Origin of the sequence: Nonomuraea sp. NPDC049655, from assembly GCF_044465465.1 — a bacterium.
Classification (GTDB): Bacteria; Actinomycetota; Actinomycetes; order Streptosporangiales; family Streptosporangiaceae; genus Nonomuraea.
This window is the reverse complement of the sequence record NZ_JBITLS010000011.1, coordinates 161491-187940: the sequence shown is the minus strand read 5'-3', so window position 1 is coordinate 187940 and position 26450 is coordinate 161491. Positions and strand designations below refer to the sequence as shown.

General features: G+C 72.3%; 29 protein-coding genes. 14 read left to right on the top strand and 15 right to left on the bottom strand.

Translation table 11 applies throughout. The annotated features are described in order from the left end of the window. Position 1 precedes the first annotated feature (1 nt). The gene (locus ACIBQ6_RS32715; RefSeq protein ID WP_397216557.1) at positions 2-949 is read right to left on the bottom strand and encodes a DUF4349 domain-containing protein; all 948 of its coding nucleotides are present in this window, start codon (positions 947-949) and stop codon (positions 2-4) included. A 107-nt stretch (positions 950-1056) separates the two neighbouring features. On the opposite strand from ACIBQ6_RS32715, the gene hemG reads away from it, so the two are divergent. The 3 genes from hemG to ACIBQ6_RS32700 all read left to right on the top strand — a co-directional run bounded on the left by hemG (position 1057) and on the right by ACIBQ6_RS32700 (position 4341). Beyond that, positions 1057-2460, top strand: coding sequence for a protoporphyrinogen oxidase (gene hemG, locus ACIBQ6_RS32710; RefSeq protein ID WP_358284764.1), 1404 nt, complete (start codon positions 1057-1059; stop codon positions 2458-2460). Between the two features lie 5 nt (positions 2461-2465). Then, positions 2466-3167 carry a hydrogen peroxide-dependent heme synthase gene (gene hemQ / locus ACIBQ6_RS32705; protein ID WP_352365611.1) on the top strand — a complete coding sequence of 234 codons (702 nt, stop codon included), beginning with the start codon at positions 2466-2468 and terminating at the stop codon, positions 3165-3167. Positions 3168-3495: 328 nt separating this feature from the next. Then, on the top strand, positions 3496-4341 hold the full coding sequence (locus ACIBQ6_RS32700; protein WP_397216555.1) for a hypothetical protein: 846 nt from the start codon (positions 3496-3498) through the stop codon (positions 4339-4341). A 195-nt stretch (positions 4342-4536) separates the two neighbouring features. On the opposite strand, the gene msrB is transcribed toward ACIBQ6_RS32700, so the two are convergent. After that, complete coding sequence (gene msrB, locus ACIBQ6_RS32695; RefSeq protein WP_352325044.1) at positions 4537-4938, bottom strand: peptide-methionine (R)-S-oxide reductase MsrB; 402 nt, start codon at positions 4936-4938, stop codon at positions 4537-4539. 371 nt (positions 4939-5309) lie between these two features. Between msrB and ligD the strand changes: the two genes are divergently transcribed. Beyond that, complete coding sequence (gene ligD / locus ACIBQ6_RS32690; RefSeq protein ID WP_364328479.1) at positions 5310-6320, top strand: non-homologous end-joining DNA ligase; 1011 nt, start codon at positions 5310-5312, stop codon at positions 6318-6320. Between the two features lie 112 nt (positions 6321-6432). Here the strand turns inward: ligD and ACIBQ6_RS32685 are convergent, their stop codons facing one another. Then, positions 6433-6732 carry a hypothetical protein gene (locus ACIBQ6_RS32685; protein WP_358284770.1) on the bottom strand — a complete coding sequence of 100 codons (300 nt, stop codon included), beginning with the start codon at positions 6730-6732 and terminating at the stop codon, positions 6433-6435. A 323-nt stretch (positions 6733-7055) separates the two neighbouring features. Here ACIBQ6_RS32685 and ACIBQ6_RS32680 point away from each other — a divergent pair, with 323 nt between their 5' ends. Beyond that, positions 7056-7628, top strand: a complete 573-nt coding sequence (locus ACIBQ6_RS32680; RefSeq protein ID WP_397216553.1) for a hypothetical protein — start codon at positions 7056-7058, stop codon at positions 7626-7628. Between the two features lie 319 nt (positions 7629-7947). Here the strand turns inward: ACIBQ6_RS32680 and ACIBQ6_RS32675 are convergent, their stop codons facing one another. The 4 genes from ACIBQ6_RS32675 to ACIBQ6_RS32660 form a co-directional block, all read right to left on the bottom strand. Next, a complete protein-coding gene (locus tag ACIBQ6_RS32675) occupies positions 7948-8760 on the bottom strand; it encodes an MBL fold metallo-hydrolase (RefSeq protein ID WP_358284774.1) in 813 nt (270 codons plus the stop codon). Positions 8761-8765: 5 nt separating this feature from the next. Further along, on the bottom strand, positions 8766-8960 hold the full coding sequence (locus ACIBQ6_RS32670) for a hypothetical protein (RefSeq protein WP_358284776.1): 195 nt from the start codon (positions 8958-8960) through the stop codon (positions 8766-8768). A gap of 94 nt (positions 8961-9054) precedes the next feature. Further along, positions 9055-9702 (bottom strand): response regulator, encoded by a 648-nt coding sequence (locus ACIBQ6_RS32665; protein ID WP_397216551.1) that lies wholly within the window; start codon positions 9700-9702, stop codon positions 9055-9057. Next, on the bottom strand, positions 9699-10874 hold the full coding sequence (locus tag ACIBQ6_RS32660) for a sensor histidine kinase (protein WP_397216549.1): 1176 nt from the start codon (positions 10872-10874) through the stop codon (positions 9699-9701). The genes ACIBQ6_RS32665 and ACIBQ6_RS32660 overlap by 4 nt, the downstream gene beginning before the upstream one ends. 148 nt (positions 10875-11022) lie before the next feature. Between ACIBQ6_RS32660 and ACIBQ6_RS32655 the strand changes: the two genes are divergently transcribed. Beyond that, entirely contained in the window at positions 11023-11559 is a 537-nt protein-coding gene (locus ACIBQ6_RS32655; RefSeq protein ID WP_397216547.1) for a YceI family protein, read from the top strand. Here the strand turns inward: ACIBQ6_RS32655 and ACIBQ6_RS32650 are convergent. After that, entirely contained in the window at positions 11519-13624 is a 2106-nt protein-coding gene (locus ACIBQ6_RS32650) for an acyl-CoA dehydrogenase (protein WP_397216545.1), read from the bottom strand. The two genes, ACIBQ6_RS32655 and ACIBQ6_RS32650, sit on opposite strands and share 41 nt — an antisense overlap. A 321-nt stretch (positions 13625-13945) precedes the next feature. On the opposite strand from ACIBQ6_RS32650, the gene ACIBQ6_RS32645 reads away from it, so the two are divergent. Both ACIBQ6_RS32645 and ACIBQ6_RS32640 read left to right on the top strand, forming a co-directional pair. Further along, a complete protein-coding gene (locus ACIBQ6_RS32645) occupies positions 13946-14314 on the top strand; it encodes an RNHCP domain-containing protein (RefSeq protein WP_397216543.1) in 369 nt (122 codons plus the stop codon). A 1-nt stretch (position 14315) separates the two neighbouring features. Beyond that, positions 14316-14717, top strand: coding sequence for an RNHCP domain-containing protein (locus tag ACIBQ6_RS32640; RefSeq protein WP_352365635.1), 402 nt, complete (start codon positions 14316-14318; stop codon positions 14715-14717). A 73-nt stretch (positions 14718-14790) separates the two neighbouring features. Here the strand turns inward: ACIBQ6_RS32640 and ACIBQ6_RS32635 are convergent, their stop codons facing one another. Beyond that, complete coding sequence (locus ACIBQ6_RS32635; protein WP_397216541.1) at positions 14791-15678, bottom strand: tetratricopeptide repeat protein; 888 nt, start codon at positions 15676-15678, stop codon at positions 14791-14793. Positions 15679-15695: 17 nt separating this feature from the next. Continuing rightward, positions 15696-17141: an aldehyde dehydrogenase family protein gene (locus ACIBQ6_RS32630; protein WP_397216539.1), complete on the bottom strand. Its 1446-nt coding sequence runs from the start codon at positions 17139-17141 to the stop codon at positions 15696-15698. Positions 17142-17198: 57 nt separating this feature from the next. On the opposite strand from ACIBQ6_RS32630, the gene ACIBQ6_RS32625 reads away from it, so the two are divergent. After that, positions 17199-17783, top strand: a complete 585-nt coding sequence (locus ACIBQ6_RS32625) for a GNAT family N-acetyltransferase (RefSeq protein ID WP_397216537.1) — start codon at positions 17199-17201, stop codon at positions 17781-17783. Positions 17784-17792: 9 nt separating this feature from the next. Continuing rightward, positions 17793-18500, top strand: coding sequence for a peptidoglycan editing factor PgeF (gene pgeF / locus ACIBQ6_RS32620; RefSeq protein ID WP_397216535.1), 708 nt, complete (start codon positions 17793-17795; stop codon positions 18498-18500). A gap of 21 nt (positions 18501-18521) precedes the next feature. Here pgeF and ACIBQ6_RS32615 read toward each other — a convergent pair whose 3' ends face one another. Genes ACIBQ6_RS32615 through ACIBQ6_RS32605 form a run of 3 tightly spaced genes read right to left on the bottom strand, consistent with a single transcriptional unit; the run spans position 18522 to position 20743 of the window. Next, positions 18522-18860 (bottom strand): hypothetical protein, encoded by a 339-nt coding sequence (locus ACIBQ6_RS32615; RefSeq protein WP_357964915.1) that lies wholly within the window; start codon positions 18858-18860, stop codon positions 18522-18524. 27 nt (positions 18861-18887) lie between these two features. Next, positions 18888-20024 (bottom strand): ATP-dependent DNA ligase, encoded by a 1137-nt coding sequence (locus ACIBQ6_RS32610; protein ID WP_364328449.1) that lies wholly within the window; start codon positions 20022-20024, stop codon positions 18888-18890. Beyond that, a complete protein-coding gene (locus ACIBQ6_RS32605; RefSeq protein ID WP_364328446.1) occupies positions 20021-20743 on the bottom strand; it encodes a pyrimidine reductase family protein in 723 nt (240 codons plus the stop codon). The genes ACIBQ6_RS32610 and ACIBQ6_RS32605 overlap by 4 nt, the downstream gene beginning before the upstream one ends. 132 nt (positions 20744-20875) lie before the next feature. On the opposite strand from ACIBQ6_RS32605, the gene ACIBQ6_RS32600 reads away from it, so the two are divergent. Then, complete coding sequence (locus ACIBQ6_RS32600) at positions 20876-21277, top strand: hypothetical protein (RefSeq protein WP_358284798.1); 402 nt, start codon at positions 20876-20878, stop codon at positions 21275-21277. A gap of 28 nt (positions 21278-21305) precedes the next feature. Here the strand turns inward: ACIBQ6_RS32600 and glgX are convergent, their stop codons facing one another. Then, positions 21306-23435, bottom strand: coding sequence for a glycogen debranching protein GlgX (glgX, locus tag ACIBQ6_RS32595; protein WP_397216533.1), 2130 nt, complete (start codon positions 23433-23435; stop codon positions 21306-21308). 33 nt (positions 23436-23468) lie between these two features. Further along, entirely contained in the window at positions 23469-23894 is a 426-nt protein-coding gene (locus ACIBQ6_RS32590; RefSeq protein WP_358284802.1) for an OsmC family protein, read from the bottom strand. A 158-nt stretch (positions 23895-24052) separates the two neighbouring features. Here ACIBQ6_RS32590 and ACIBQ6_RS32585 point away from each other — a divergent pair, with 158 nt between their 5' ends. From ACIBQ6_RS32585 to ACIBQ6_RS32575, 3 genes are all read left to right on the top strand, one after another. After that, entirely contained in the window at positions 24053-24604 is a 552-nt protein-coding gene (locus ACIBQ6_RS32585; RefSeq protein WP_358284805.1) for a sigma-70 family RNA polymerase sigma factor, read from the top strand. Then, positions 24604-25494, top strand: a complete 891-nt coding sequence (locus tag ACIBQ6_RS32580; protein WP_397216530.1) for a maleylpyruvate isomerase family mycothiol-dependent enzyme — start codon at positions 24604-24606, stop codon at positions 25492-25494. The genes ACIBQ6_RS32585 and ACIBQ6_RS32580 overlap by 1 nt, the downstream gene beginning before the upstream one ends. Positions 25495-25667: 173 nt before the next feature. Further along, a complete protein-coding gene (locus ACIBQ6_RS32575) occupies positions 25668-26438 on the top strand; it encodes a SigB/SigF/SigG family RNA polymerase sigma factor (RefSeq protein WP_358284809.1) in 771 nt (256 codons plus the stop codon). Positions 26439-26450: the final 12 nt, after the last annotated feature.

Genomic DNA, 26450 nt, shown 5'->3' with positions numbered 1-26450 from the left:
CTCACGCCGCCGACGGCCCGGGCTCGGCGGGCTCGGGCTCGGCAGGGCGCGCGGGGCGGCGCGCGCGGTTGCGCCGCACCAGGAACACCGCCACGGCCACCAGCGGCGCCAGGACGAGCAGCCACGGCAGCAGCGCGCCGACCACGGTCAGCGCCGTCTTGGTGAACGACACCAGCGCCTCCCACCCGGTCCTCAGCCCGCCGAGGAAGCCCGCCGGCTCCTCGGCCGGGTCCTCGACCACGGTCACCGGCCCGACCAGCCGGAGCGTCAGCGTGGCCATCGCGACCTGGGTGGCCAGCTCCTTCTGCTGCGCCTGCAACGCCTCCAGGTCCGCCTCGCGGGAGTTGATCTCCCGCTCCACCTGCAGCACCTGCCCGATGGTCTCGGCCTTCTTCAGCAGCGTGCGCAGCGACTCCAGCGACTTCTGCGCCGACTTCAGCCGGCTCTCGACGTCGGCGACCTGGAGGGTGACGTCCTGGGTGCCCTGGGTCATCGAGAGCTGCTTGCCCAGCTCCTTGCCCAGCCTGGCGGTCACGTCGGCGTACCGGGTGGGCGGGATCTTGAACTCCAGCAGGGCCGAGTCCTCGGTGTCGCCGGCCGACTCGGCCTCCTCCTTCGACAGGTAGCCGCCCGCCGCCGTGACGAGCTGCTTGGCCTGCTGCGCGGCCGAGGTGACCTGCTTGGCGCGTATGGTCATGCTGCCGGTGTAGATCACCTGCCGGTCCAGCTGCCGCTGGGCCAGTTTGACGCCGGAGACCGCGCTGTCGCCGTCCTGCGGCGCGGCCTGCTTCTGCGGCGCGGCCAGGTCCCGCGACTCGGGGGCGGCCATGCCCTGCGAGGCCACCGCGGGCGAGCCGCCCGACGTCATCTCGGCGCTGCCGCCGCCGCAGCCCGCGAGCAGCAGAGTGGCGCAGGCCGAGAGCGCGATGCCTAACCGGATTCTCCTCATGCCCCTATGACGGAAACTGGATCACCCCGGTTTGGCGACATACATCACGGTAGGGTCACGTGCCCCGATCAGCTGGGCGGTCTGCCGAGGCGGTAGCGTCAGGAGACGTGGAAGGGAAACGGGCGCACGTCGTCGTCATCGGCGGTGGGATCTCCGGCCTGGCGGCCGCGTGGTTCCTCCGTCAGGGTACGAGCGAGCAGGTCAAGGTGACCGTGTTGGAGGGCAGCCCCCGCCTCGGCGGCAAGCTGCACGCCTCCGAGGTCGCGGGGGTGAGCCTCGACGCCGGGGCCGAGGCCATGCTGGCCCGCCGGCCGGAGGGCGTCGAGCTGGCCAAGGCCGTCGGGCTGGAGGACGAGCTGGTCCTCCCCGGCACCGTGCGGTCGGCCGTCTACTCCAGGGGCGCGCTGCGGCAGATGCCGAAGGGGCACGTCATGGGCGTGCCTGCCGACCTGGCGGAGCTGGCCAGGTCCGGCATCGTCTCGCCCGGCGGCCTGCTGCGGGTGCCGCTCGACCAGGTCCTGCCGCCCACGCTGGTGCGCACCGACGTGTCCGTGGCCTCCTACATCCGGGCCAGGATGGGCGGTGAGATCGTCGAGCGCCTGGTCGAGCCGCTGCTCGGCGGGGTCTACGCCGGCCGTTCCGACATGCTGTCGCTGGAGGCGACGATGCCGCAGGTCGCGGCCGTCGCCAGGGCCGAGCGCTCGTTGCTGAGCGCCGCCCGGCACATCGTCGAGGAGGCGCCCAAGAACGGCGGGCCGGTCTTCACGACGCTGCGCCAGGGCCTGGGCGGCCTGCCCGAGGCGGTGGCCAAGGCGTCCGGGGCCGACGTCCGGACCGGCGTGACCGTGCGCGAGCTCCACCGCACCGAGCACGGCTGGCGGCTGGTCGCCGGGCCGGTGCCGCGGCCCGAGGTGATCGAGGCCGACGCCGTCATCCTGGCCACGCCCGCGCCCGCCGCCGCCCGCCTGCTCAAGGCCGAGGTGCCCAAGGCCGCCGCCGAGCTGGCCAGGATCGAGTACGCCAGCATGGCCGTCGTCACGCTCGCCTACCCGATCGACGCGCTCCCGCAGCCGCCGACCGGCAGCGGCTACCTGGTGCCGCCGGTGGAGGGCCGGCCGGTCAAGGCGGTGACGTTCAGCTCGGTCAAGTGGCCCCACCTGGCCCAGGACCTGCTGCTCGTCCGCTGCTCGGTCGGCAGGATCGGCGAGGAGCACCTGCTCCAGCGCGACGACGCCGAGCTGGTGTCGCTGGCCACGGCCGAGCTGGCCGACGTGATCGGCGTGCGCGGCCTGCCGGTCGACAGCCGGGTCACCCGCTGGGGCGGCGGGCTGCCGCAGTACAACGTGGGCCACCTCGACCGGGTGGCCAGGGTGCGCGCCGCGGTCTCGGGCGCCGCCGGGCTCGCCGTGTGCGGCGCGGCCTACGACGGCATCGGCGTCCCCGCCTGCATCGCGACCGCCCGCACGGCCGCGGCCCGGATTCTGGACCACCTGTCGCGAGAAGGAGAATGAAGGACATGACAGAGGGCGCGCCGCGGCCGAAGGCCCGCGATCTCAACCAGGTGATCCGTTACACCATGTGGTCGGTCTTCCAGGTGACCGAGCAGGTCCCGGGCAACCGCGAGAACATGGCCGACGAGGTCGAGGAGCTGCTCGCACAGGCGGCCGGCAAGGACGTCGTGACCAGGGGGGTCTACGACGTCGCCGGCTTCCGTGCCGACGCCGACTACATGTTCTGGTGGCACGCGCCCACGCCCGAGGACCTCCAGGACGTCTACTCCCGGTTCCGCCGCACCGGCCTCGGCCGGCACAGCAGGCCGGTCTGGTCGGCCATGGCGCTCCACCGGCCGGCCGAGTTCAACAAGTCCCACATCCCGGCCTTCCTGGCCGAGGAGGAGCCGCGGGCGTACGTCAGCGTCTACCCGTTCGTCCGCTCCTACGAGTGGTACCTGCTGGAGGACTCCGAGCGGCGGGCGATGCTGGCCGAGCACGGCCGGATGGCCCGCGACTACCCCGACGTGCGGGCCAACACCGTGGCCTGCTTCTCGCTCAACGACTACGAGTGGATGCTGGCGTTCGAGGCCGACGAGCTCCACCGCATCGTCGACCTGATGCGCACGCTGCGCGGCGCGCAGGCCCGCCGCCACACCCGCGTGGAGATCCCGTTCTACACGGGCGCCCGCAAGCCGGTGCAGGAGCTCGTCGCGGCCCTGCCCTAGCGGTCACGGCGGCCCGGGGCGGCCCGGGGCGGCCCGGGGCGGCGAGGAACGTCGCGGGCCAACTTGACGATCTCCCTGAAGTGATCTATCCCCTTTGTCACAATCGAGGGTGAATTCCCTTTCGGTGGCGTGACGTCGGTGGCACGGTCCACGCAGGGGCTAGGAGGGCCGGGTGGAACAGTCCGCGGAAGGTCAGGGCCCCGGGCGCCGGCGCGCGCCAGGCCGTCATGCGGCGTTACGGGACACGACACCGTCCGCCCAGCAGCCCGGCGACCGGGCGGAGCCTCGCACCGGCGGCCGGGCTGAGGCGCGTACGGGTCACGCGCGGGTGACCGGCGGCCCGGCGGAGGCGCGTGCGGGACGCGGGCGGCGTGGGCGGCGGCGGCGCGGGCGTGCGGGAACACGGGGCCTGGCCGCGGGCGCGGTGGCGCTGGCCGGGGGAGTGGCGCTGCTGCTCGGCCTGAACGGCGCGTTCGGCGGGACGGTCGCCGCCTCCGGAGCCCCGGCCGGCGCGGACGGCGCCACGGCCCGGCAGGACCCGGCGGCCGAGGGCGGCGTCCCGGCGAACCCGGGACGGGCGCCGGCCAGCGGCAAGGGCGCCGCGGAGGCGCGCGAGCTGCCGAAGGGCCAGAATCGGCCGAGCACGCCGGCCGCCGCCGACCCCGCCGGCTCAGGGACGCCCGCCCGGACCGGCGCCGCCGACCCCGCCGCGAAGCCGGACGCCGTCCAGGGCAAGCCGGACACCGTCCTGGGAAAGACCGAGACCGGCGACGCCCAGGTCAGCCTGCCCGAGGCCGACGACCCGGGCGCGGCCAAGGGCGGCGACTCGGCCGGTTACAAGGCCGACGGACCGTCGCGGCACACCGATCGGGAGGCCGCCGAGTACTTCCGCGCCCGTTGGGGGCGGGGCGACAAGGCGATGAAACACCTCAAGGACATCCGCACCGTAGGCGGATATCTGCGCATTTACACGAACTTACCGGACAGCGCCGACAACTCCGCCGCGGCCATCACGCTGTGCAAACGCGGCCTGGAGTACCTCAGGGCGAACGGCGTGAAGCGTCCGATCGTGTTCGTGCAGGCGGAGTTCGGCGAGAACGGGAACCCCGTCCTCGCCAACATCCTGGGCCCGTCCGATCACAGCTGCCGTGTCACGTACCCCCGGCCGAACTGACGCGCGCCGGGAAACCGCGAGAACCCCCGAGGCGGGCTAGCGCACCCGGACCCTCGTCTTCGAGCACACCTCACACCGCTGAGTCACGACACGCCCGATCGTCTCAATCGTCACCCAGCGGTGGCGAAGATGGACACGGCCCACAAGCAGGCCCCTACCCCTTGTGGACGATCGGTACGCTCTGTCGCTGATCGATCACCCCTTGGGTTCGAGCCTCAGCGAGACCGAGTTGATGCAGTAACGGTCGTCGGTCGGCGTCGGATAACCCTCGCCGTGGAAGACGTGACCGAGGTGGGAGTCGCAGCGGGCGCAGCGCACCTCCGTGCGCACCATGCCGTGACTGTTGTCCTCGATCAGCCTCACCGCCTCCGACCCCGACGGCTCGAAGAAGCTCGGCCATCCGCAGTGCGACTCGAACTTCGTGTCGGACCGGAACAGCTCGGCGCCGCAGGCGCGGCACGAGTACACGCCCTCGGTCTTGGTGTCGACGTACTCCCCCGTGAACGGGCGCTCGGTCCCGGCCTCCCTGAGCACGTGGAACTCCTCAGGAGAGAGCCTGGCCCGCCATTCGGCCTCGCTCTTGACCACCTTGTCCATGCGTCCAGACTACGAGATCCGGCAAAAAGAGATCTCCGCAGGGTGAAGCATCCTTTCTCGGCCGAATTCGCGTCTTTGTCGGTAAGGGGGTGTCATCGCCTCCTGCCAAGGGGTGAGATCGTCCGCGGCTCGCCGTAGCGGCACAGCCCACGCCCGTGCTGGCGCCGCTGGCGACCCGAGATGGCCGGCCGGGTGGCGCGCCAGCGCCCGGAACGGCGATGGATGATCTTAGGTCCGTCCCGTCGAGCCCCGGTCCCGCCACCGACGCGGCTCCGGGACGGGCCCACCTCTCACGTCGGCCCTGTCGTCGGCCCTGTTTGTCGGCTCTGTCGTCGGCTGTTCTGTCGGTGCGGGGGAGTAGGTTCGGTGGCATGGCATCGCCGTTCATAGAGCTCAAGGTGGGGGAGCGGACCGTCAAGGTCACCAATCCCGACAAGGTCTACTTCCCGGAGATCGGGGCGACAAAGCGGGAGCTGGTCGAGTACTACGTGAGCGTCGGCGAAGGGGCCCTGCGCGCGCTCAGAGACCGGCCGACCAACATCAAGCGCCATCCCGACGGCGTCCAGACCGAGGCCATCTACCAGAAGCGCATGCCGCCCAGGCATCCCGAGTGGCTGCAGTCGGTCACGGTCACCTTCCCCAGCGGCCGCACCGCCGACTCGCTCCGGGTCACCGAGGTCGCCGCGATCGCCTACTGCGCCAACCTGGGCACCATCGACTTCCACCCCTGGCAGGTGCGGGCCGCCGACGTCGAGCACCCCGACGAGCTGCGCATCGACCTCGACCCGCAGCCCGGCCTGGAGTTCGACGCCGCGCGCCGGGCCGCCGAGCGCACCCGCGAGGTGCTCGACGAGCTGGGCATGGCGGGGTTCGTCAAGACCTCGGGCAACCGCGGCGTGCACATCGCGGTGCGCATCGAGCCCCGCTGGGACTTCGTCCAGGTGCGTCACGCCGGCATCGCGCTGGCCAGGGCGGTCGAGGCCCGCGATCCCGACCTGGTGACCACCGCGTGGTGGAAGGAGGAGCGCGGCGACCGCGTCTTCATCGACTTCAACCAGAACGCCAGAGACCGCACCGTCGCCAGCGCCTACTCCGTCCGGGCCCAGCCGCACGCCCCCGTCTCGACCCCGCTGACCTGGGACGAGCTGGCCGACGCCGACCCGCGCGACTTCGACATCCGCACCGTCCCGGCCCGCTTCGCCAAGCTGGGCGACGTGCACGCGGCCATCGACGACCGGGCGTACTCGATCGAGCCCCTGCTGGAGATGTACGCCGCCGACGACCGCGGCGACCTGCCCTACCCGCCCAACTACCCGAAGATGCCGGGCGAGCCCAAGCGCGTCCAGCCCAGCAAGGCCAGGAACGCGCCGGAGGAGAAGTGATCACTCACCTGCCGGGCGCGGCGGGAGTCCCGGTCACCGACGGCTGACCTTCGGTGTCGGCAACCCGAAAGGCCGGCCCCCGTCGTGGGGCCGGCCTTTTCGCGGGAGCCGGTCAGCAGGTGTCGGCTCCGTCGAAGGTGCGCACGCCGCGCGGCACGCGCGAGTAGATGGTCTCGCCGGGGTCCACGGTCTGGCAGGCGCCGTCCGTCCCACGCGCCCAGATGATCTTCAGTCGGAGCCGGTAGCCGCAGTCGTTGCGGGCGTAGCCGGTCTTGGTGATGGTCCCGGTGTTCTGCCAGACGGTCACGCACGACGGCGCGTTCCCGGCCGGCGCCGCCCAGGCCGGCAGCGAGCTGAAGGTGCAGCACGCGACGGCGAGGGTGGTGAGGGCTGCTCGGGTGGCTGGGCGCATGTGAGGTGTCCTTCCGTTCCGGCCTCGGCCAGGCGGCTGCCTGGGCAGGGGGCGAGGTGGAGACATAAGCGAACATCTCAGATCGATAACGGCGGTGGCGATCGTGAGCTGGTACAGGATGCGAGCCGCAGGTCTGGGCGTGTCGCGCGTAACGCTGGGACGACGCTTCCGAAAATGTGGTCGAGTCCCCGCAAAGCCCTGCGCCCCTTCCGCCTGGCGAAACGCACCGGATGGCATGACGGACAAGCTGCTCCGGACGGCATGACGCCGGAAGTCACGCGGTTCGGCCGAACTTGTCAGGCGTTTCCCGCATCGAAACGGTCATGAACTCAAGCGCCACGCACAAGAGCAGCCCGATGGCCCGCCGACTCCGCGTCTGGGCGTCGACCGTCGCCCTGTCGACCTCACTGGCGCCGATCCTCGCCACGGGCGCCGCCTTCGCCGCGACCGGCCCGGCGGCGACCGACCCGTTCCAGGGCATCGACTGGGCGCCCGTCGTGGAGCGGGCGCTGCACTGCCCCAAGCCAGGGCCGAAGGACAAGTGGTACGTCGTCCGCGCCCGGGTCGCGGCCGTCGGCGACCTCACGCGGGACGGGCGTCCCGACACCGTCGTCACCTCGTCCTGCCCGAGCCCCACGGCGGGCAACCCGGTGCTGGCCTTCGTCTACGACGGCGCGTCCCGGCGTTCGGCCCCGCGGCTGATCGGCACGCTCGGCAAGAACCGCTACTTCAAGACCCAGACCGTCGCCGTCCAGAACGGCGAGGTGCGCCTGAGCGGCAAGGTGGTCAGCGACAAGGCTCCCCGGTGCTGCCCCGACCTGCTCGTCCGCCAGACCTACAAGTGGACCGGCAAGGCGTTCAAGCGGACGTCGGAGAAGCTGGCCAAGCTCTCCTGAACAGGGCGGCGGCTGTGGGCCGCACGGCCGGACCCGGCGCCTGGGACGGGACCCGACGGCCCGGCCGTGCGGCGGCACAGGAGGTGCGGCCGAGATCGAAGGTAACTCCGGTACCTCCCGCTGGGGGAGAAATCGGATATGTAAACTTCCGCCCCCGGTAGGGGATTCCCCATCCGGGTAGAAGAAACTTCATCCCCGCCAAACGCCGAAGCACCCGTCCCGAAACGGCCTCGGACGGGTGCCGCGCCTCGGACGGGTGCAGGTTCGGACAGGTGCAGGTTCGGACGGATGCAGGTTCGGACGGGTGTGAAGCGAGCGGTCAGCGGCGCACGAGGTGGTGCGGCGCCAGTTCGCGGGTCTCGCCGCGTTCCAGGTAGACCACCCGGTCGGCCAGGCCCACCTGCTCGATGTGGTGCCGGAAGTCGTCCAGCGGTGAGCTGAAGACGCCGTAGTCGTCGTAGTGCACCGGCACCACGGTGTGCGGGTTGATCAGGTCGACCCAGGTCGCGCCCTGCTCGCCGTCCATGGTGACCAGCAGGGTGCCGAGCAGGCGGGTGCCGCCCAGGTGCACGAGCGCGAGGTCGACCTCCGGGAAGCGACGCGGGATCGCCTCCAGGCGGCGGTCGAGCAGGGTGTCGCCGCTGATGTGCAGGCGCAGCTCCACCAGGCCCTCGGGGCCGCGGAACTCCAGCATCGTCCCGATCACCGGCGGCAGCAGCGTCTCGGCGGGGCCGGGCGCGTGCCTGGCGGGCAGGGCGGTGACGGTCACGCTGCCCTGCGGGCCGCTCAGCTCGTGCTGCTCCCACACCTCCAGGCCCGTGCTGCGGCCGAAGCCGCGGCGGCGCAGCGTGCGCGCCGCCTGCCGGGTGGTGATGATCTGGGTGCCCTTGTCCAGGCCCTTCTCCGTCACCCGGTCCCAGTGGTCCCCGTGCAGGTGCGACAGCACCACCGCGTCGATGGGCGGCAGGTCCGACACGTCGATGGCCGGGTCCTTCAGCCGGCGCGAGCTCAGGCCGTAGCCCAGGTACGCCCGCTGGCCGCGGTGCAGGAAGTTGGGATCCGTCAGCAGCGTGAAGCCGTTGTAGCGGATCAGCGTGGTCGCGTTGCCGATGAACTGCAGGCTGCCCTTCATCCCGCTCACCCCGGATACGGCGGGTGCTGGCCCGGAGGCACGCCGCCGCCCTTGCCGCCGCCCTTGTGTCCCTTGTCGCTGCCGTGCGGACGGCCGGCCCGCTTGCCGCCGCTCTTGGACTCCGGCACGGCGTCGGCGGATTTCGAGTTCGCGCCGGACTTGCCCGACCGGCGAAGTTCGGGCTGTTGCGGATTACTCATGGCTTTTGTCCCCCTTTGCGGCTTATCACCTACCTCGCTGCTCCGCCGCCAAACCCTCCGCCAAACCCTCCGCCGAACCCGCCGCCCGCGGCGCCTACCGGGTCAGGCCCGCGTCGTGGGCGATGAGGCCCGCCTGGGTGCGGTTGTGGCAGCCCAGCTTGTCCAGCAGGCGCGACACGTACCCCTTGACGGTGGGTTCGGCCAGGTGGAGGCGGGCGGCGATCTGCGCGTTCGACAGGCCCTCGCCGAGGCAGGCCAGCACCTCGCGCTCGCGTCGGGTCAGCGACTCCAGCAGCTCGCGGGCGCGGGCGCGGGCCGGGTCCGCGGCGGCCGAGGCCGCCACCAGCCTGCGGGCGGCGATGGGCGACAGCACGGTGTGCCCCTCGGCGGCCACCCGGACGAGCCCGATCAGGTCCTCCGGCGGCGTGGACTTGACCAGGAAGCCGGCGGCCCCCGCGCGCAGGGCGCGCAGGACGTACTCGTCGGCGTCGAACGTCGTCAGCACCACGACGACCGGCGGCCGGGGCAGCTCGGCCAGGCGTTCGATCGCGGTGAGCCCGTCCACGCGGGGCATGCGCAGGTCCATCAGCACGACGTCCGGACGGCTGCGCACGACCGCCTCGACGCCGGCGGCGCCGTCGTGGGCCTCGTCCACGACCTCGATGTCAGGCGCCGAGCCGAGGATGGTGCGCAGGAAACGGCAGACCATCGGCTCGTCGTCCACGACCACGACCCTGATCATGTCGCCACGTACGCCGGGAGAACGGCCTCGACGGTGAACCCGCCGTCGGGGGCCGGTCCGGCGCGCAGCGTGCCGTGCACGACCTCGACCCGCCGCTGCAGGTCGGTGATGCCGAGGCCGGAGCCGGTGCCGGCCAGGGGACCGCCGGGCAGGCCGGTCGGCGGCGTGTTGCGCACCGTGAGCCGTACCCGCGCCTGGCCGTACTCGATCCGCACCTCCACCCGCGCGCCCGGCGCGTGCTTGCGCACGTTGGTCAGCGCCTCGCGCACGATCCGGTACGCCGTGCGCCCCACCACCGGCGAGGCCAGCGCCCGGTCGCCCTCCTCGACCAGCTCGGCCGGGGTGCCCACGGAGGCGGACTCGGCGACCAGCGCGGCGAAGTCGGCCGCCGACGGCGGCACGTCCGGCTCCGGCGCGGTGCGCAGGACGCCGATCAGGTCCCGCAGCTCGTCGAGCACCTGGCAGCCCGCGGCCCGCAGCTCCTCGGCGGTCTGCCGGGTGTGCTCGTCGGCCGTGGTGACCCGCAGCGCGCCGGCCTGCAGCACCATGAGGCTCACCCGGTGGGTGACGACGTCGTGCATCTCGCCGGCCAGCCGGGCGCGCTCCTCGGCGCGGGCCTGCTCGGCCAGCAGGTGCCGCTCGCGTTCGGCCCGCTCGGCGCGTTCGACCAGCATCCTGAGCACCCGCCGCCGTCCGTCGAGGTAGAGCGCGAGCAGCGGGCCGACGGCCGTGCGCAGCACCCCGTCGACCAGCACCCCTGCCGACGGGTCCCACACCCGCGCGATCACCATCGTGTACGCGGCCAGCGCGGCGACGGCGATCCGCCGGTCCCCGCGGTCGTAGAGCGGTCCGTACGCCGCCGCGATCGTCGCGAACGGCGCCCACACGTTCCCCTGCCCGGCCGGGACCAGCACCCCGCCCGGCGAGATCAGCAACGTCACCACCAGCGTGTACGTCCCCAGCACGCCCAGGACCGTCAGCGGCGCCCGGCGGCGGGCCACCAGCGACAGGCACGCGGCCGCCTGGACCGCCAGCAGCGCCCAGGCGAGCGGACCCGGACGCTCGGGCCACCACGACAGCCCGAGCAGCGTCGAGCCGGTGTCCAGCAGCGCGAATCCGCCCGCGATGACCACGTCCAGCACGCGGGAACGGCGACACGCCCCTGCACCCATGCCGCAAACGCTACGACATCCCCGCATGTCGTAAATATCGGGTAAGTGGGAAACCATACGAAAGTCGCATGCGCTCCCGCCGATCGTCGCCCCCATCAGCGACGGCCCGCTCTGCCGCACGGCCATCCCGCCGCCGTGCAATGGACCCATGACGAACCTCCCCCCGCTGGGCCGCTACGAGATCGACACCGAGAACTCCGCGATCCACTTCACCACCCGGCACCTGTACGGCCTCGCCCGCGCCCGCGGCACCTTCGACGTCAGAGGCGGCACCGTGGACGTCGCCGAACCGCTCGCCGACTCCCGCGTGCGCGTGGAGATCGACGCCGCCGGCTTCCACACCGGCAACCACCGGCGCGACGAGACCGTGCGCTCCTCCCGCTTCCTCGACGCCGACCGCCACCCCCTCATCACCTTCACCGGCGGGCCCACCGGCGACGGGACGCTGACCGGCACGCTCACCGTCACCGGCGTCGAGCGTCCGCTCACCCTCACCCTTGAGCGCTGCGACGTGACCGCGAACGGCTTCACCGTCGTGGTCGCCGCCCGCGTGGACCGGACCGCCTTCGGGGTGACCGCCATGCCCGGGCTCGCCGCCCGTCACCTGGCGATGTCGGCCGAGGTCAGGTGCGTGCGGGCGGGCGTCACGGATCGCGGGGAAGGCCCAGCGCGCGCTCGGCGATGATGTTGAGCTGCACCTCCGTGGTGCCGCCGCCGATGGTGAAGGCCCGGGTGGTCAGGATCATGCGGTTCCAGTGGCGGTCGGACGGCGCCAGCGACCAGCAGAACTCCGAGACCGCCTGCGCGTGCCGCATGCCGAGCAGCTTGCGCACGCTGGAGGCGGGCCCCGGGTCGGCCCCGGCCAGCCTGGACAGCGTCACGCGCAGCCCGAGCGCCGAGATCGCCTGGCCCTCGGCCCACAGGCGGCCCGCCTGCTCGCGTTGCGACTGCCGCAGCGGCGGCAGGGCCCCGACCAGCCGGATCATGTCGGTGTGCCGGGAGCCGGGCCCCCAGGAGTCGCCGAGCGCGACCCGCTCGTGGGAGAGCGTGTCGCGGGCCACCCGCCAGCCGCCGTCCACCTCGCCCACCACCAGGTCGTCCGGGACGAAGACGTCGTCGAGGAAGACCTCGTTGAAGATCTCGTCCCCGTTGATCTCCTTGAGCGGCCTGACCGTGACGCCGGGGGCGGACATGTCCACCAGGAAGTACGTGATCCCCTCGTGCTTGGGTCTGCCGGGGGAGGTGCGGGCCAGGCAGATGCCCCAGTGGGCGTACTGGGCGAGGGACGTCCAGATCTTCTGGCCGGTCAGCGACCAGCCGCCCGCCACGCGGGCGGCCCTGGTGGACAGGCCGGCCAGGTCGGATCCGGCGCCCGGCTCGCTGAACAGCTGGCACCACACGAGCTCGCCGGTGAACGTCCTGGGCAGGAAACGGTCCCGCTGCTCGGGGGTGCCGTACGTGACGATGGACGGGACGGCCCAGGCGGCGATCCCCAGGTTGGGACGCTTGAGGTCGCGGAACTCCTGGTGGATGATCACCTGTTCCAGCGGCGTGGCCGCGCGGCCCCACGGCCTGGGCAGGTAGGGCATGATCCAGCCCTCCCGCGCGAACCGGCCCAGCCGGGCGAGCGGCTCCTCGCGCCGCAACGACTCGGCCTCCGCCCTGATCGCCTCCCTGAGCGGGACGGACTCCTCGGGCAGGTCGGGCTCCATCGCGCGGCGGGCGCCCGCCAGGGCCAGCTCGGCGACCTGCTCGGCCCACGGCCCCGGGTCGCCGGCGAGCATGCGGCCGGACAGGGCGCGGCGGTAGTGGCGGTGGGCGTCGTGCTCGAAGGTGTAACCGATGCCGCCGAGCACCTGGATGGCGTCGGCCGCGCAGCGCACCGCCGCGTCCGGCCCCAGCACCGCCGCCACCCCGACGGCCAGCCGCACGTCGTCACCGAGCCCGCCGGCTTGACCGAGCCCGCCGAGCCCGCCGGGTTCGCCGGGCCCGCGAGACGCGCCGGACGCGTCCGGCCCGTCCGTGGTTGAGGTGTCCAAGGCGCGGGCGGCGTCCCAGACGGCGGCGCGGGCCTGCTCCAAGGCGACCAGAGCGGCCGCCACCCGGTGCTTGACGCCCTGGAACTGGCCGATCGGGCGGCCGAACTGCTCGCGTACCTTGGCGTGGGCGGCGGCCGTGCCGACCGCCCAGGCGGCGGTGCCGCACGCGTCGGCGCCCAGCAGCACCGCGGCCAGCTCCCGCACCGGCACCGGCCCCAGCAGGCGCTCCGGCGGGACGTCGCGGCCCGCGACGGCCGTGACCGTGCACAGGTCCCGGTCCAGGTCGACGCCCTCGGCGGGCTCGGCGCGCACGCCGGCCCGGTCGAGCAGCGCCCACCCGTCACCGTGCGGAACGAGGAACAGGTCGGCCCCGGCCGACCCGAGAGCGAGCGGCCCGAGCGCGACGGCCGCCGTCAGCGACCCGTCGGCCAGCCCGCGCAGCAGGCCGGGCGCGGGCGGCCCCCCGGACCGGGCGAGCGCCGCCGAGGCCAGCACACCCGGCAGGTACGGCCCCGCCACCCGCAGCTCGCCCAGCACCTCCAGCGCCACGCACAACTCGACCAGCCCGTACCCCTGCCCGCCGTGCTCCTCCGGCAGGTGCAGCCCCAGCAGCCCCTGCCCGGCCAGCGCCCGGTGCTCGACGGTACGGCCCGAAAGCCCCCGCACGGAGGCCGCCAGCGCCCGGTGTTCCTCGGTCAGCCCGATCCCCATGGACGAACACTAGAACGATATTCGGTCGATCTCCAGGCCCCGCGAAAAACCGTTGGCGCGCGACCGGAGGGGGTGGTTAGCCTGGCAATCGTCCTGTTCGGTGCGACTTGTGGAGGTGGGTTGATGACCGGCACGGCGCCCAGCGCGCCTCTCTCGTGCCACGGGTGTGCTCGCCTCCCTGTGTTCCAGGGCCTGAGGACGAGCATCTGAAGTCCTGGCCTCAATGGGCCGGACCGCCTGTGGCACCAGCGTGCCTGTGAGGCCCGCTCGGCGCTCCCTTGCTGCCTTTTTTCACGACAAATCCGGCAAGGAGAACCCAGGTTGTCTGCCAACGGCAAACCTCGTTCCATCATCAGCACCGACACCTTCGCCTGCGTCCGCTGCGGCCTGACCGTCGCCGCGTACGCGCCCGGCGGCGTCCGCCGTAACCACTGCCCGAGCTGCCTGCACTCGTTGCACGTGCTCGACCGGGTGGAGGGCGGCTCGTCGGAGTGCCGGTCGCGGATGAACCCGATCTCCATCGCGGTCCTCCGCACCGGCGACTGGATGATCATCCATCGCTGCTCGCGCTGCGGCGAGCTGACGTCCAACCCGATCTGCGGGGACGACAACCAGCTCATCCTCATGCGCATGGCCGTACGCCCGCTCGCACAGCCGCCGTTCCCGCTCGAAGCGTTCGGCGACCTGTGACATGCCCAGGAGGAACCCTGGCCGGGCCAGGCCGCAACAGCCCAAGGCCGTGCGACGTGACGAGCGCGGCGACGCGTTCCGCTGCGTCGGCTGCCGGCTGGACGTACCGATGGACGCGCCCGGCACGGCGCACCGCAACCACTGCCCGCACTGCCTGACCAGCCTGCACGTCGACCACCGGATCCCGGGGGACCGGCGGGCGGGCTGCCGGGGCCCGATGGCGGCGCTCAGCGTCACCGTCAGGCCGGACGGGGAGTGGCTGATCATCCACCACTGCCAGGCGTGCGGCGGGCTCAGCGCCAACCGCATCGCCGGCGACGACAACGCGCTGGCCCTGCTGCGCATCGCCGTACGGCCGCTGTCCGACAGCCGCCTGCCGGTGAACGCCCTGCTGGCGCTCTGACCGAAGGCGCTGTCAAAGAGATGCCATCACAACGGCGGGCCGCCCTCCGGGGCGGCCCGCCGCTCGCGACGGCCTAGTCGTCGCCGAACTCCAGGCGCAGGGCCAGCGTGAAGTCGTTCACCGCCTCCTCGTGCCGCTCCATCTCCTGGAAGATCTCGCCGCGCACCCGGTAGGCCCAGATGTACTCAGGGTCCAGCTCGATGGCGCGGTCCAGGTCGCGCAGCGCGGCCTCGTTGTCGCCCATCTCGCTCAGCACCGCGCCCCGGCTGCCGAACGCGCGGTCGTTGTCGGGGTCGAGCTCGACCGCTCGGTTCAGGTCGGCCAGCGCCTCCTGGTAGCGGTCGGTCATGCGCAGCGCCTCGCCGCGCCGGCTGAGCGCCCGCACGTGGTCGGGGTCGGCCTCCAGGGCCCTGGTGTAGTCGGCGATGGCCTCGCTGTAGAGGTGCATGCGCTGGTACAGGTCACCGCGCGCCACCCACGAGTACGCCAGCTCCTCGTTCAACGCGATGATCTTGGCGTGCTCGTCCAGGGCCTCGTCCAGCCGGTCCATGTCCACCAGGGCATCGGCCTTGGCCTCCAGGATCCACGGGGACTCGGGGGCGAGGGTGAGCGCGTGGTCGAAGTCGTCCATCGCCTCCTCCAGCCGGCCGAGCGCCGCGTACGCCTGCCCGCGCGAGCCCAGCGCGTACGCGCTGTCGGGTTCCAGTCTCAACGACTCGTCGAAGTCGGCCAGAGCGGCCTCGTACCGCTCGATGACCCGATGGCTCTCGCCGCGCAGCCGCCAGGCGCGGGCGTTGTCCGGGACCAGCGTTATCGACTCGGTCAGATCGGCGATGGCGGCCTCGTGCCGCGACAGCGCGATGTACGATTCGGCTCGGCTGCGCAGCACGGACGCGCGCGACTGGGCGGCTGCCTCGGACAGCTCGGTCAGCTCGGACTGGTCGTTGATCCCCTCGCTCATGGAGGGAATCTATCTAACTAAATCTGGATGATGGCCGCCTTTTCCCGGGTGTACTCCACGACGGAATCGTGGCCGTACCCGCTGTCCTTCACGCCGCCGAACGGCAGGCCCGGAGGCATCTGGCGGTAGGTGTTCACCCACACGGTGCCGCTCTGCAGATCCCGCACGAACCGGTGCGCCCGTCCGAGATCCCGCGTCCACACCCCGGCCGCCAGCCCGTACGGCGAGTCGTTGGCGATCTCCAGCGCCTGCTCGTCGCTCTCGAACGGGATGGCCACCGCCACCGGCCCGAAGATCTCCTCCTGGCAGACGCGCAGGCCGTTGTCCTCGGTCGTGTAGAGCGTGGGCGCCACCCAGTAGCCGCCCGGCAGGCCGGGCACCACCTCGGCCCCCGACCGCCCGCCGAAGACCAGCTCGGCCCCCTCCTTCTCGGCCGTCTCCAGGTACGAGCGCACCCGCTCGAACTGCCCGGCCGACACGATCGGGCCCATGGTCGTGGCCAGGTCGAGAGGGTCGTCCAGGACCAGGCCGGCGCAGATGTGCCTGATCCGCCCGAGCAGGTCGTCCCAGATCGACCGGTGGACGAGGATGCGTGAGCCGGCCACGCACACCTGCCCGGCGTTGCCGGTGTAGACGGAGTTCACGGTGACGCCCTGCGCGGCGGCGTCCAGGTCGGCGTCCGGGAAGACGATGTTGGGCGACTTGCCGCCCAGCTCGAACGTCAGCGGCTTCAGCGCGTCCGCCGAGGCCCGGGTGATGGCCTGGCCGGTGGCCGTGGAGCCGGTGAGGCTGATCTTGCCGACGTCCCGGTGCCGGACGAGCGCGTCGCCGACCTCCTCGCCGAGCCCGCTGACGATGTTCAGCACGCCCGGCGGGAACACCTCGGCCAGCAGCTCGCCCAGCCGCAGCACCGACGCGCCGGCCTGCTCGGCGGGCTTGACGATCACCGTGTTCCCGGCGGCCAGGGCGTAGGCCGCCTTGGCGGAGAAGGTGGAAATGGGGGAGTTCCAGGGGATGATGCAGACCGCCACCCCGTACGGCTCGCGCCGTGTCAGCCCGAGCGTGTCGGGCCCGAGCAGGACGGTGTCGCCCTTGACCGCCTCCAGGCACTGCCCGGCGGCCAGCTGCCACAGGTACGCCATGCCCGGCAGGTCCTTCTTGAGCGTGTCGCGCAGGATGCGGCCGTTGTCGCGGGTCTCCAGCCGGGCCAGTTCCTCGGCGTGCCGGGTGAACACCTCCGACACCTTGCGCAGGAAGTGCGCCCGGCCCAGGGCGGGCATGGCCGACCAGGCGGGGAAGGCCGCCCGCGCCGCCGCCACGGCGGCCTCGGCCTCGCGCGCGCCACTGGCCGGGATCCGGGCCCACGCCTCGCCCGTGGCGGGGTTGACGGTGTCCATCGTCCGGTCCGCGGGGACCAGCTCGCCGCCGATGAGATTGCGGTAGTCAGGCACGCGCCCAAGCATATGCTTGCTTGTCATGAGCAGGCCAGCCCCGGCTGGATCGGGGCATAATGGTCTTCCGTGAAAATCGACCTGACCTGGCCGGAAACCGCCGACGAGCCCCTGCTCGCCGCCGTCCACCGCGTGCTGCACGCCGTCGTCGAGCTGGGCGGCGCGGTCGGCTACCTCGCACCGCCCACCAGGGACGAGACCGACCCCTGGGTGGAGTCCACGCTCGCGATGGCCAGGAAGGGCGAGGGGCGGCTCGCCCTCGCCACGGTCGACGGCACGGTGCAGGCCATGGGCCTGTGGCGGCGCGGCCAGGAGGCGGTCTTCCGGCACTCCGGCGAGATCGGCAAGGTCATGGCCCACCCGCAGGCACGCGGGCTCGGGCTCGGCCGGGTGGTCGTGTCCGGTCTCGCGGACGACGCCCGCGCCGCCGGCATCGAGACGCTCACGCTGCGGGCGCGCGGCAACAACCACGGCGCGATCGCGCTGTACCAGAGCCTCGGGTTCCGCGAGTGGGGGCGGCTGCCGAACGTGGTCGAGGTGGGCGAATGGCGCTTCGACGAGGTGAACATGTACCTGGAGCTCGGCCGCCCGCCCGGCACCATCCTGCACGGCTCCTCCCCAGGCGGCCCCGGCTCCTCGCCGCAGCCCGGATAGGATCGGGGCATGCTGCTGGCCCCCGGAGTGCACGCCGTCGTCACCGACCGCCACGGAGGGGTCAGCGCCCCGCCGTACGGCTCACGCAACCTCGGCGGCATGGTCGGCGACGACCCGGCGGCCGTACGGGCCAACCGCGAGAGCCTGGCGGCCGAGCTGGGCGTGCGCGCCGTCGTCTACATGCGCCAGGTCCACAGCGCCGACGTCGCCTACGTGAGCGAGCCGTTCGGCGACGACCCGCCGCCGCTCGACGGCGTGTTCACCACCGAGCCGCGCCTGGCGCTGGCCTCGCTGGGCGCCGACTGCCCGGCCGTGCTGGTGGCCGACCCCGAGGCGCGCATGGTCGGCGCCGCCCACTCCGGACGTCCCGGCACGGCGGCGGGCGTGGCCACCGCCCTGGTCGAGGCCATGGCGGCCAAGGGCGCCCGGCCGGGCCGGATGGTCGCGCTGATCGGCCCCGGCGCCTGCGGCCGCTGCTACGAGGTGCCCGAGGACCTGCGCGAGCAGGTGGCCTCGAAGGTGCCGCCGACGTGGTCCACGACGTCGTGGGGGACCCCGGCGCTCGACCTGCGGGCCGGGATCGAGTCCCAGCTCAGGGCGGCGGGCGTCGCCGACGTGCGGCACGACGCCCGTTGCACCATCGAGTCCGCCGAACTCTACTCCCACCGCCGCGAACAGCCCGGCGGCCGCTTCGCCGGCCTCATCTGGCTGACCTGACCCGGAAGCCCCCGGAGGGGGCTACTTCTCGCGGGAGCCGTTGAAGACGACGTTCACGATGATGATCCCGACCCAGATCGGGATCAGCGCCATCGCCCGTCCGCCTCCCGCGAAGGCGAGCGCGACCGTGGACAGCGTGCCCAGCGAGAGCGAGACGATCGCCAGCGCCAGCCGCTGGCCGTCGGACCCCCTGGCGGGCGCCTTGGCGCGCGGGGCCGTGCCGGCCAGGCGCTCGTCGACCCGCCGGTCGACCTCCTGGCCCACCTTGTCGAGGAACGACTCCACCAGGGCGTCCTCGAAGTCGGGGCCGAGGTCGCGCCGCGCGGACACGGCCGCCTTGAGCTCATCACCGGTGGTCATAAGGGAGAGACTAGACCGCTTTGCCCCCTAACGGGCGAGGATGTCGTCGAGGTCGTAGCTGACCGGCCGTTCCAGCTGCTCGTACGTGCACGACTCGGGCGTGCGGTCGGGCCGCCACCGCCGGAAGTGCGCCGTGTGCCGGAACCGGTCGCCCTCCATCTGGTCGTAGGCCACCTCGATCACCAGCTCGGGCCGGAGCGGGATGAACGACAGGTCCTTCTTGGCGTTCCACCGCGACACCGCGCCCGGCACCCGCTGCCCGCCGGTCGCGGGCCCCGCCGCCGGCTGCCCGGCGTTGGCCGTGGCCTGCTCGGCCCAGTGGCCCCACGGGTGCTCGCTCAGCTCCGCCAGGTACGGCTTGAGCTCCTCCACCAGCTCGGCCCGGCGCGCCATGGGGAACGAGGCCGCCACGCCCACGTGATGCAGCCGGCCGTCGTCGCCGTAGAGGCCGAGCAGCAGCGAGCCGACGATGGGCCCGGTCTTGTGCTCGCGGTAGCCGCAGATCACCACGTCGGCCGTGCGCTCGTGCTTGACCTTGAACATCGTGCGCTTGTCGGGCACGTACGGCTGGTCGCCCGGCTTGACGATGATGCCGTCGAGGCCCGCCCCCTCGAAGGCGTCGAACCATTCGCGCGCCTGCTCGTCTGCGGTGGTGACCGGGGTCAGCCGGACGGACCCGCCCTGGTGCGGGAACAGCTCCTCCAGCCGCCGCCGCCGCTCGGCGAACGGCTCCTCCATCAGCGACTCGTCGCCCACGGCCAGCAGGTCGAAGGCGATGAACTGGGCCGGCGTCTGCTCCGAGAGCAGCTTGACCCGCGAGGCGGCCGGATGGATGCGCTGCTGGAGGGCGTCGAAGTCGAGCTGCGCCCCCCGGGGCAGCACGATCTCGCCGTCGATCACCACCTTGCCGGGCAGCTCGGCCTTGACCGCCTCGACCAGCTCGGGGAAGTAGCGGGTGAACGGACGCTCGTTGCGGCTGCCGAGGTAGACCTCGTCGCCGTCCCTGAACACGATGCAGCGGAAGCCGTCCCACTTGGGCTCGTAGAACAGGGTGCCGTCCTGCTTGGGCATGGCCTTGACCGGCTTGGCCAGCATCGGCGGCACGGGCGGCCGGACCGGGAGGTTGGGCACCGGCTCCGGCTCTTCGACGGGCTGCTCGGTCATGGGCTCTGCTCCCTCGTGTATCTGCAGAAGAGGACCCCCTCCTCTTCCAGGACCTGGCGGAGGTCAAGCGGGACCTGCGCGGCCACGCCGTTCAGTATGCGGGCCGCGCCGCCCGCGACCAGCATGGGACTCACCGACAGGCACAACTCGTCGATGAGGTCGTCGGCGGACAGCTGCGCGTTGATGCGCGGGCCGCCCTCGCACAGGACGCGGGTCAGGCCGCGCTCGTGCAGCTCGCGCACGGCCAGCCGCATGTCGACGCCGTCGTCGCCGGCGATGATCAGGTCGGACCGCCGGCCGGCCAGCTTGCGGCGCTCGGCGGGCGCGGACTCGCAGGTGATCACGATCGTCGGGTTGGTCGCGTCGGTGAACAGCTCGCCGTCGAGGTCGAGGTCGAGGCTGCGGGTGATCACCGCGATCGGCGGCACGTCGGGACGCCCGGCCCGGATCGACGACCAGGAGGCGCGCGGCTTGACCGGGCCGTAGCCCTCGGTGCGGACGGTCGCCGCCCCCGCGACGATCACGTCGGACAACCCGCGCAGGACGGCGAAGATGCGCTTGTCGCCCCTGCTCGACAGCCCGCCCGAGCGCCCCTGCAGCCACGCCGCGCCGTCGGCGCTGGAGACCATGTTGAGCCGCAGCCAGGGCCGCCCCTCGGGGTAGGCGTAAGCCTGCGGGATGTCCGGATTGTCTTGAAAGTCGGGATAGATGCGCCGCACTCCTCTACCTTGGCACACCCCACCGACAAACCGTCCCCGGGGGTTTTGCGGCTGACAGCACTTTTGAGTAACTGAAGGACGAAAGGCCCGGAGTCTGCATACGGTGGCGGCAGAGCCTCGCCGGGAGGGGACATGGGCCTGCTCACCGCCGTCACATGGACGATCGCCGCACTGATCGGGATCTACCTGCTCTACCGCTGGCTCTCGGCCGGCGGCCTGCGCCGCCAGGAGGCCAAGGTCACCCGCTTCCCGGTGACGCTGCTGCTGTCCCATCCGGCGCTCGCGGCCGCGTCGCTGGCCTGCTGGGTGGCCTACCTGCTGACCGGCCGCGCCCCGCTGGCCTGGCTCGCCCTCTGCGGGCTCACCGTGGCCGCGCTGCTGGGCTTCACGATGTTCACCCGCTGGCTCGGCGGCGGACGCCACCAGCGCCGGGCCACCGGCTTCCCGGTGCTCGCCGTGGTCCTGCACGGCGTGGCCGGGGTGACCACGTTCGCGCTGCTCCTCGTCACGGCCGGCATCGCCCGCGTCTTCTGACGGCCCGGCGGCGACATCGGCCCGGCGGCTAGGGCGTCTGCGGTTCCCTGGGCAGCCGCAGGACCTGGAAGGACCGGCCGGTCACCGCCACCAGGTCGCCCGCCTGCCACCGCTCGTCGCCGAACGCCTCCTCCACCACGTCGTGACAGGTGTCGAGCACCGGCAGCCACTCGGTCCCGAACTCCGGCCCCGGAAGCGTGAACGACAGGTTCTCGTGGTGGGCGTTGATGAGCAGGAGGAAGGAGTCGTCCACGATCCGCTCGCCGCGCGGGCCCGGTTCGGTGATGGCCTCGCCGTTGAGGTAGACCATCAGCGACTTGGCGTAGCCGGTGTGCCAGTCGCCGGCCGTCATCTCCTTGCCGCCCGGGGTCAGCCAGACCAGGTCGCGCTTGCCGTTGTCGGGGTGGCGGCCGTGGAAGAAGCGGCGGCGCTGGAAGACCGGGTGCTCGCGGCGCAGCTTCGACAGCGTCTTGACGAACTCCAGCAGGTCGGACTCGGCGTGCAGCATCGACCAGTCGATCCAGGCCAGCTCGTTGTCCTGGCAGTAGGCGTTGTTGTTGCCCCGCTGGGTGCGGCCGATCTCGTCGCCGTGGGAGAGCATCGGCACACCCTGCGACAGGAACAGCGTGGTCAGGAAGTTGCGGCGCTGGCGGCGGCGGAGGGCGACGATGTGCGGGTCCTCCACCGGGCCCTCGGCGCCGCAGTTCCAGGACCGGTTGTCGTTGGTGCCGTCGCGGTTCTCCTCGGCGTTGGCCTCGTTGTGCTTGTGGTCGTAGGAGACCAGGTCGGTCAGGGTGAAGCCGTCGTGGCAGGTGACGAAGTTGATCGAGGCCACCGGGCGGCGGCCGGAGGACTCGTACAGGTCGGCCGAGCCGGTCAGGCGGGAGGCGAACTCGGGGAGCGCGGAGTTGGTGCCCCGCCAGAAGTCGCGCACGATGTCGCGGTACTTGCCGTTCCACTCCGTCCAGAGCGGCGGGAAGTTGCCGACCTGGTAGCCGCCCGGCCCGACGTCCCAGGGCTCGGCGATCAGCTTCACCTGCGAGATCACCGGGTCCTGCTGGATGAGGTCGAAGAACGCGCTCAGCCGGTCGACGTCGTGCAGCTCCCTGGCCAGGGCCGAGGCCAGGTCGAAGCGGAAGCCGTCGACGTGCATCTCCAGCACCCAGTAGCGCAGCGAGTCCATGATGAGCTGCAGCGCGTGCGGCGAGCGCACGTTGAGCGAGTTGCCGCACCCGGTGTAGTCGAGGTAGTACCGCCGGTCGCCGTCGTGCAGGCGGTAGTAGTTGACGTTGTCGATGCCCCGGAAGCCCAGCGTGGGGCCCATGTGGTCGCCCTCGGCGGTGTGGTTGTAGACCACGTCGAGGATGACCTCGATGCCCGCCTCGTGCAGCGCCCGCACCATCGCCTTGAACTCCAGCACCTGCTGGCCGCGGGTGCCGGAGCCGGAGTAGCGGCCGTGGGGGGCCAGGTAGGCCATCGTGTTGTAGCCCCAGTAGTTGGTCAGCCCCCGGGCCACCAGGAAGTGCTCGGGCACGTAGTGGTGCACCGGCATGAGCTCGACCGCCGTCACCCCGATGGACAGCAGGTGCTCGATGATCGCCGGATGCCCGACCCCGGCGTACGTGCCGCGCAAGTCCTCCGGCACGCCCGGGTGGCGCATGGTCAGCCCCCGCACGTGCGCCTCGTAGATCACCGTCTCGTGGTACGGGATGCGCGGCGGCCGGTCGTTGCCCCACTCGAAGAACGGATTGATCACCACGTTCTTCGGCATGTACGGGGCGCTGTCCTCCCTGTTGCGCACCGACGGATCGGTGAAGTAGTAGGGGAACAGCGCCTCGTTCCAGGTCAGCTCGCCGTCGATGGCCTTGGCGTAAGGGTCGAGCAGCAGCTTGGAGGGGTCGCAGCGACGCCCCTGCGACGGCTCGTACGGCCCGTGGACGCGGTAGCCGTACCGCTGGCCCGGCTGGATCCCCGGCAGGTAGCCGTGCCAGACGAAGCCGTCGACCTCCGGGAGCGGCACCCGCTCCTCGCTGTCGTCGTCGTGAAAAAGGCACAGCTCGACCCGCTCGGCGACCTCGGAGAACACGGCAAAGCTGGTGCCGACGCCGTCCCAGGTGCCGCCGAGTGGATAGGGTTCGCCCGGCCAGACCTCGCGCATGTGACCCAATTGTCGCACGCGAATGCGTTCCTGTTAGAGGAGTTCGGCTTTCAGGGTGATCGTGGTGCCCGCCAACGCCTTGCTGACCGGGCAGTTCGCCTTGGCGGTCGCGGCGGCCTCCTGGAACTGCTCGGCCGAGATGCCCGGAACGTGCCCCTGCACGGTGAGCACGATGCCCGTGATGCCCTCGCCCGGCTGGAACGTCACGTCCGCGCTCGTGCGCAGCGACTCCGGCGGCGTGCCGGCGCCGGCCAGGGCGTGCGACAGGGCCATGGAGAAGCAGGAGGAGTGGGCGGCGGCGATGAGCTCCTCGGGGGAGGTGCGGCCGCCCGCGGCCTCGGCCCTGGAGGGCCAGGAGACCTCGAACGTGCCCACGCCCGAGCTGTCGAGCGAGACGGTGCCCGAGCCGTCGAGCAGGGCGCCCTTCCATTGCGTGGTGGCGGTGCGGGTGGTGGCCATGGCGGGTGATCCCTCCGGTCGTCGTCCGTTCGACACTATCGCGGGGCCGCGGAGCGGGTGCCGGGGGGCGTCCGCCTCAACATTTCCGGCGAATGGTGACATGCTCGGGTCGCGGCGCACCCGCCCGCCTCGGTCCGGACCACGGGAGTGTGGTGCCAGTGGAGGCACCGTACGACGACCGCCTGCTGCACCAGCGGGTGGTCGGCGGCGACGAGTCGGCGCTGGGGGAGGTCTACGATCGGCTGTCCGCACTGATCTTCGGGCTCTCCCTACGGGTCACCAGGGACCGCGTGATCGCCGAGGACATCACGCAGGAGGTGTTCCTGGTGTTCTGGGAGCGCCCGCTGGCCTACGACCCCGGACGCGGCCCGCTGCGCGCCTGGCTGGCCACGATCGCCCACCGCCGCGCGGTCGACCACGTGCGCGCCGAGGAGCGCCGCCGCGTCTCCGCGCTCGGGCCGCGGCTGTTCGAACGCGAGCCCGCCAGGCTGGAGGAGGCCGTGCTGGCCGCCGAGGAGGCCGAGCGCGTGCGGCAGGCGGTGACGTCGTTGCCCGAGGGGCTGCGCCGGCCGGTGGAGCTGGCCTACTTCGGCGGCCGGACGTACCGGCAGGTGAGCGAGGAGCTGGGCGTGCCCGAGGGCACGGCCAAATCGCGCATCCGGCTGGCGCTGCGGCGCCTGGCCGACGCGCTGGCGGAGGAAGAAGCGTGATGGATCCTGTCGAGCGCCTGTATCTGGACACGTTGATGGAGGACCCGGCGGTGCCGGTCCGTTCCCTGCGCCCGCAGCTCCTGGCCGGGGCCAGGGCCCGCCGCCGCCCCGCGGCGCCGACCGCCGGCTGGGCGCTGCCGTACGCGGGCCGCGTCGCCGCCATGGACGCGCTGCTGGCCTCGGCCGCGGACGACGACTGGGCGCGCGTCATCGTCGAGGGCTGGACGCTCCAGGAGCTCGTGGCCCACCTGGCCGCCAAGGACGGCCTGCTGGCCGCCTCCGTCGGCGCGCCCGTGCTCGGCCCGCCGCCGGCCGCCCGGGACGCGGCCGGCCGCACGGCCGACGTGCAGGCGTACGAGCGGGCCCGCAGCCCCGAGCAGACCAGGCGCGACTGGCGGGCCCAGGCCGACGCCCTCTGCCGCCACCTGGGCGGCCTCGACCCGGCCACCCCGGCCACGGTGGACGGCATGGAGACGGTCGTGCGCGACCACGTCCTGGCCAGGAGCCTGGAGACGTGGGTGCACGCCGCCGACGCCGCCACGGCGGCCGGGGTGCGCCTGCCCGACCCGGTGCCCGAGCACATCCGCCCCACGGCCGACCTGTGCGCCCGCCTGCTGCCCTGGACGATGCTCCTGTCCGGCCTGGACGGCTCCGGCCGCACCCTGCGCCTCACCCTCACCGGCGCGGGCGGCGGCGACTGGCGCATCCCGCTCGGCGTCGCCGACACCGCCCCCGGCACGCCGGACGCCCACCTGACGGCGGACGTGGTCGCGTTCTGCTTCCTGCTGGGCGGCAGGGGCGAGCCGGACGCCTTCCCCGCCGAGCTGACGGGCGACCTCGCGCTGGCCCGCGACGTCCTGACCTCGGCTCCCGCCCTGTCGGGACCGTGAGCTGGTAAGCTGTGATCGATCTGTGACCTAATATAGGGTGATAAATCGGGATCCATAGGGAATCCTTTGATCCGAAGTCCAGCAGAGGGCTTCACTCACGTAGAAACGTGGCGTGCCTCTGCCTGGGCTTTTTCCATGGACGGGGCCGCCTTCGGGCATATGGAGCTACTCAGATGGCCGTCCTGGATATCGCACTCGACGAAATGACCGCCGAACAGCTTCTGGCTGAGATGAACAGGCCGGAAGCCTCGGACGAGCACAAGGCCCGCATCCGTGAGCGCGTCGTCACCATGTACGACTCCCTCGTCACCGAGGTCACCCGTCGCTACCGCCACCAGCGCGAGCCGATGGAGGACCTGCGCCAGGCCGCGTACGTCGGCCTGATGAAGGCCATCAACGGCTTCGACCCCGAGCTCGGCCACGAGTTCCGCGGCTACGCCATGATCACGATGGTCGGCGAGGTCAAGCGGCACTTCCGCGACCGCACCTGGGCCGTCAAGGTGCCGCGCGTCTACCAGGAGCGCCGGCTGGAGCTCAACAAGGCCACGGCCGACCTCACCCAGACGCTCGGCCACTCGCCCACCGTCTCCGAGCTCGCCGCGCACATGAACATCACCGAGGAGGACGTCCTGCTCACCCTGGACGCCTCCACCGCCTACAGCGCCCTGTCGCTGGACGCCCCCGTAGGCGGCGACAACGACGGCGCCGACCTCGGCGACTTCCTGCCCTCGCAGGACGAGTCGCTGGACACGCTGCTCGGCAAGTACTCCGTCAAGCCGCTCATCGACGCCCTGCCGTCGCGGGAGCGCAACATCCTGCTGATGCGCTTCTACGGCAACATGACCCAGTCGGAGATCGCCGCCGAGTTCGGCATCTCGCAGATGCACGTCTCCCGCATCCTGCGCGCCGTGCTGAACCAGCTCCGCACCGCCCTGTCGGACTGACCGGGTGGGCGG

Coding starts and splice junctions, on each gene's coding strand:
- ACIBQ6_RS32610 (WP_364328449.1), bottom strand. CDS start 20,024: ATGACCGAGCAGCCCGTCGAAGAGCCGGAGCCGGTGCCCAACCTCCCG.
- ACIBQ6_RS32670 (WP_358284776.1), bottom strand. CDS start 8,960: ATGAGTAATCCGCAACAGCCCGAACTTCGCCGGTCGGGCAAGTCCGGC.
- ACIBQ6_RS32640 (WP_352365635.1), top strand. CDS start 14,316: ATGCCCAGGAGGAACCCTGGCCGGGCCAGGCCGCAACAGCCCAAGGCC.
- pgeF (WP_397216535.1), top strand. CDS start 17,793: ATGCTGCTGGCCCCCGGAGTGCACGCCGTCGTCACCGACCGCCACGGA.
- ACIBQ6_RS32635 (WP_397216541.1), bottom strand. CDS start 15,678: ATGAGCGAGGGGATCAACGACCAGTCCGAGCTGACCGAGCTGTCCGAG.
- ACIBQ6_RS32675 (WP_358284774.1), bottom strand. CDS start 8,760: ATGAAGGGCAGCCTGCAGTTCATCGGCAACGCGACCACGCTGATCCGC.
- hemQ (WP_352365611.1), top strand. CDS start 2,466: ATGACAGAGGGCGCGCCGCGGCCGAAGGCCCGCGATCTCAACCAGGTG.
- ACIBQ6_RS32590 (WP_358284802.1), bottom strand. CDS start 23,894: ATGGCCACCACCCGCACCGCCACCACGCAATGGAAGGGCGCCCTGCTC.
- ACIBQ6_RS32615 (WP_357964915.1), bottom strand. CDS start 18,860: ATGACCACCGGTGATGAGCTCAAGGCGGCCGTGTCCGCGCGGCGCGAC.
- ACIBQ6_RS32655 (WP_397216547.1), top strand. CDS start 11,023: ATGACGAACCTCCCCCCGCTGGGCCGCTACGAGATCGACACCGAGAAC.
- ACIBQ6_RS32660 (WP_397216549.1), bottom strand. CDS start 10,874: ATGGGTGCAGGGGCGTGTCGCCGTTCCCGCGTGCTGGACGTGGTCATC.
- msrB (WP_352325044.1), bottom strand. CDS start 4,938: ATGGACAAGGTGGTCAAGAGCGAGGCCGAATGGCGGGCCAGGCTCTCT.
- ACIBQ6_RS32665 (WP_397216551.1), bottom strand. CDS start 9,702: ATGATCAGGGTCGTGGTCGTGGACGACGAGCCGATGGTCTGCCGTTTC.
- ACIBQ6_RS32650 (WP_397216545.1), bottom strand. CDS start 13,624: ATGGGGATCGGGCTGACCGAGGAACACCGGGCGCTGGCGGCCTCCGTG.
- ACIBQ6_RS32600 (WP_358284798.1), top strand. CDS start 20,876: ATGGGCCTGCTCACCGCCGTCACATGGACGATCGCCGCACTGATCGGG.
- ACIBQ6_RS32575 (WP_358284809.1), top strand. CDS start 25,668: ATGGCCGTCCTGGATATCGCACTCGACGAAATGACCGCCGAACAGCTT.
- ACIBQ6_RS32630 (WP_397216539.1), bottom strand. CDS start 17,141: ATGCTTGGGCGCGTGCCTGACTACCGCAATCTCATCGGCGGCGAGCTG.
- ACIBQ6_RS32715 (WP_397216557.1), bottom strand. CDS start 949: ATGAGGAGAATCCGGTTAGGCATCGCGCTCTCGGCCTGCGCCACTCTG.
- glgX (WP_397216533.1), bottom strand. CDS start 23,435: ATGCGCGAGGTCTGGCCGGGCGAACCCTATCCACTCGGCGGCACCTGG.
- ACIBQ6_RS32685 (WP_358284770.1), bottom strand. CDS start 6,732: ATGCGCCCAGCCACCCGAGCAGCCCTCACCACCCTCGCCGTCGCGTGC.
- ligD (WP_364328479.1), top strand. CDS start 5,310: ATGGCATCGCCGTTCATAGAGCTCAAGGTGGGGGAGCGGACCGTCAAG.
- ACIBQ6_RS32580 (WP_397216530.1), top strand. CDS start 24,604: ATGGATCCTGTCGAGCGCCTGTATCTGGACACGTTGATGGAGGACCCG.
- ACIBQ6_RS32680 (WP_397216553.1), top strand. CDS start 7,056: ATGAACTCAAGCGCCACGCACAAGAGCAGCCCGATGGCCCGCCGACTC.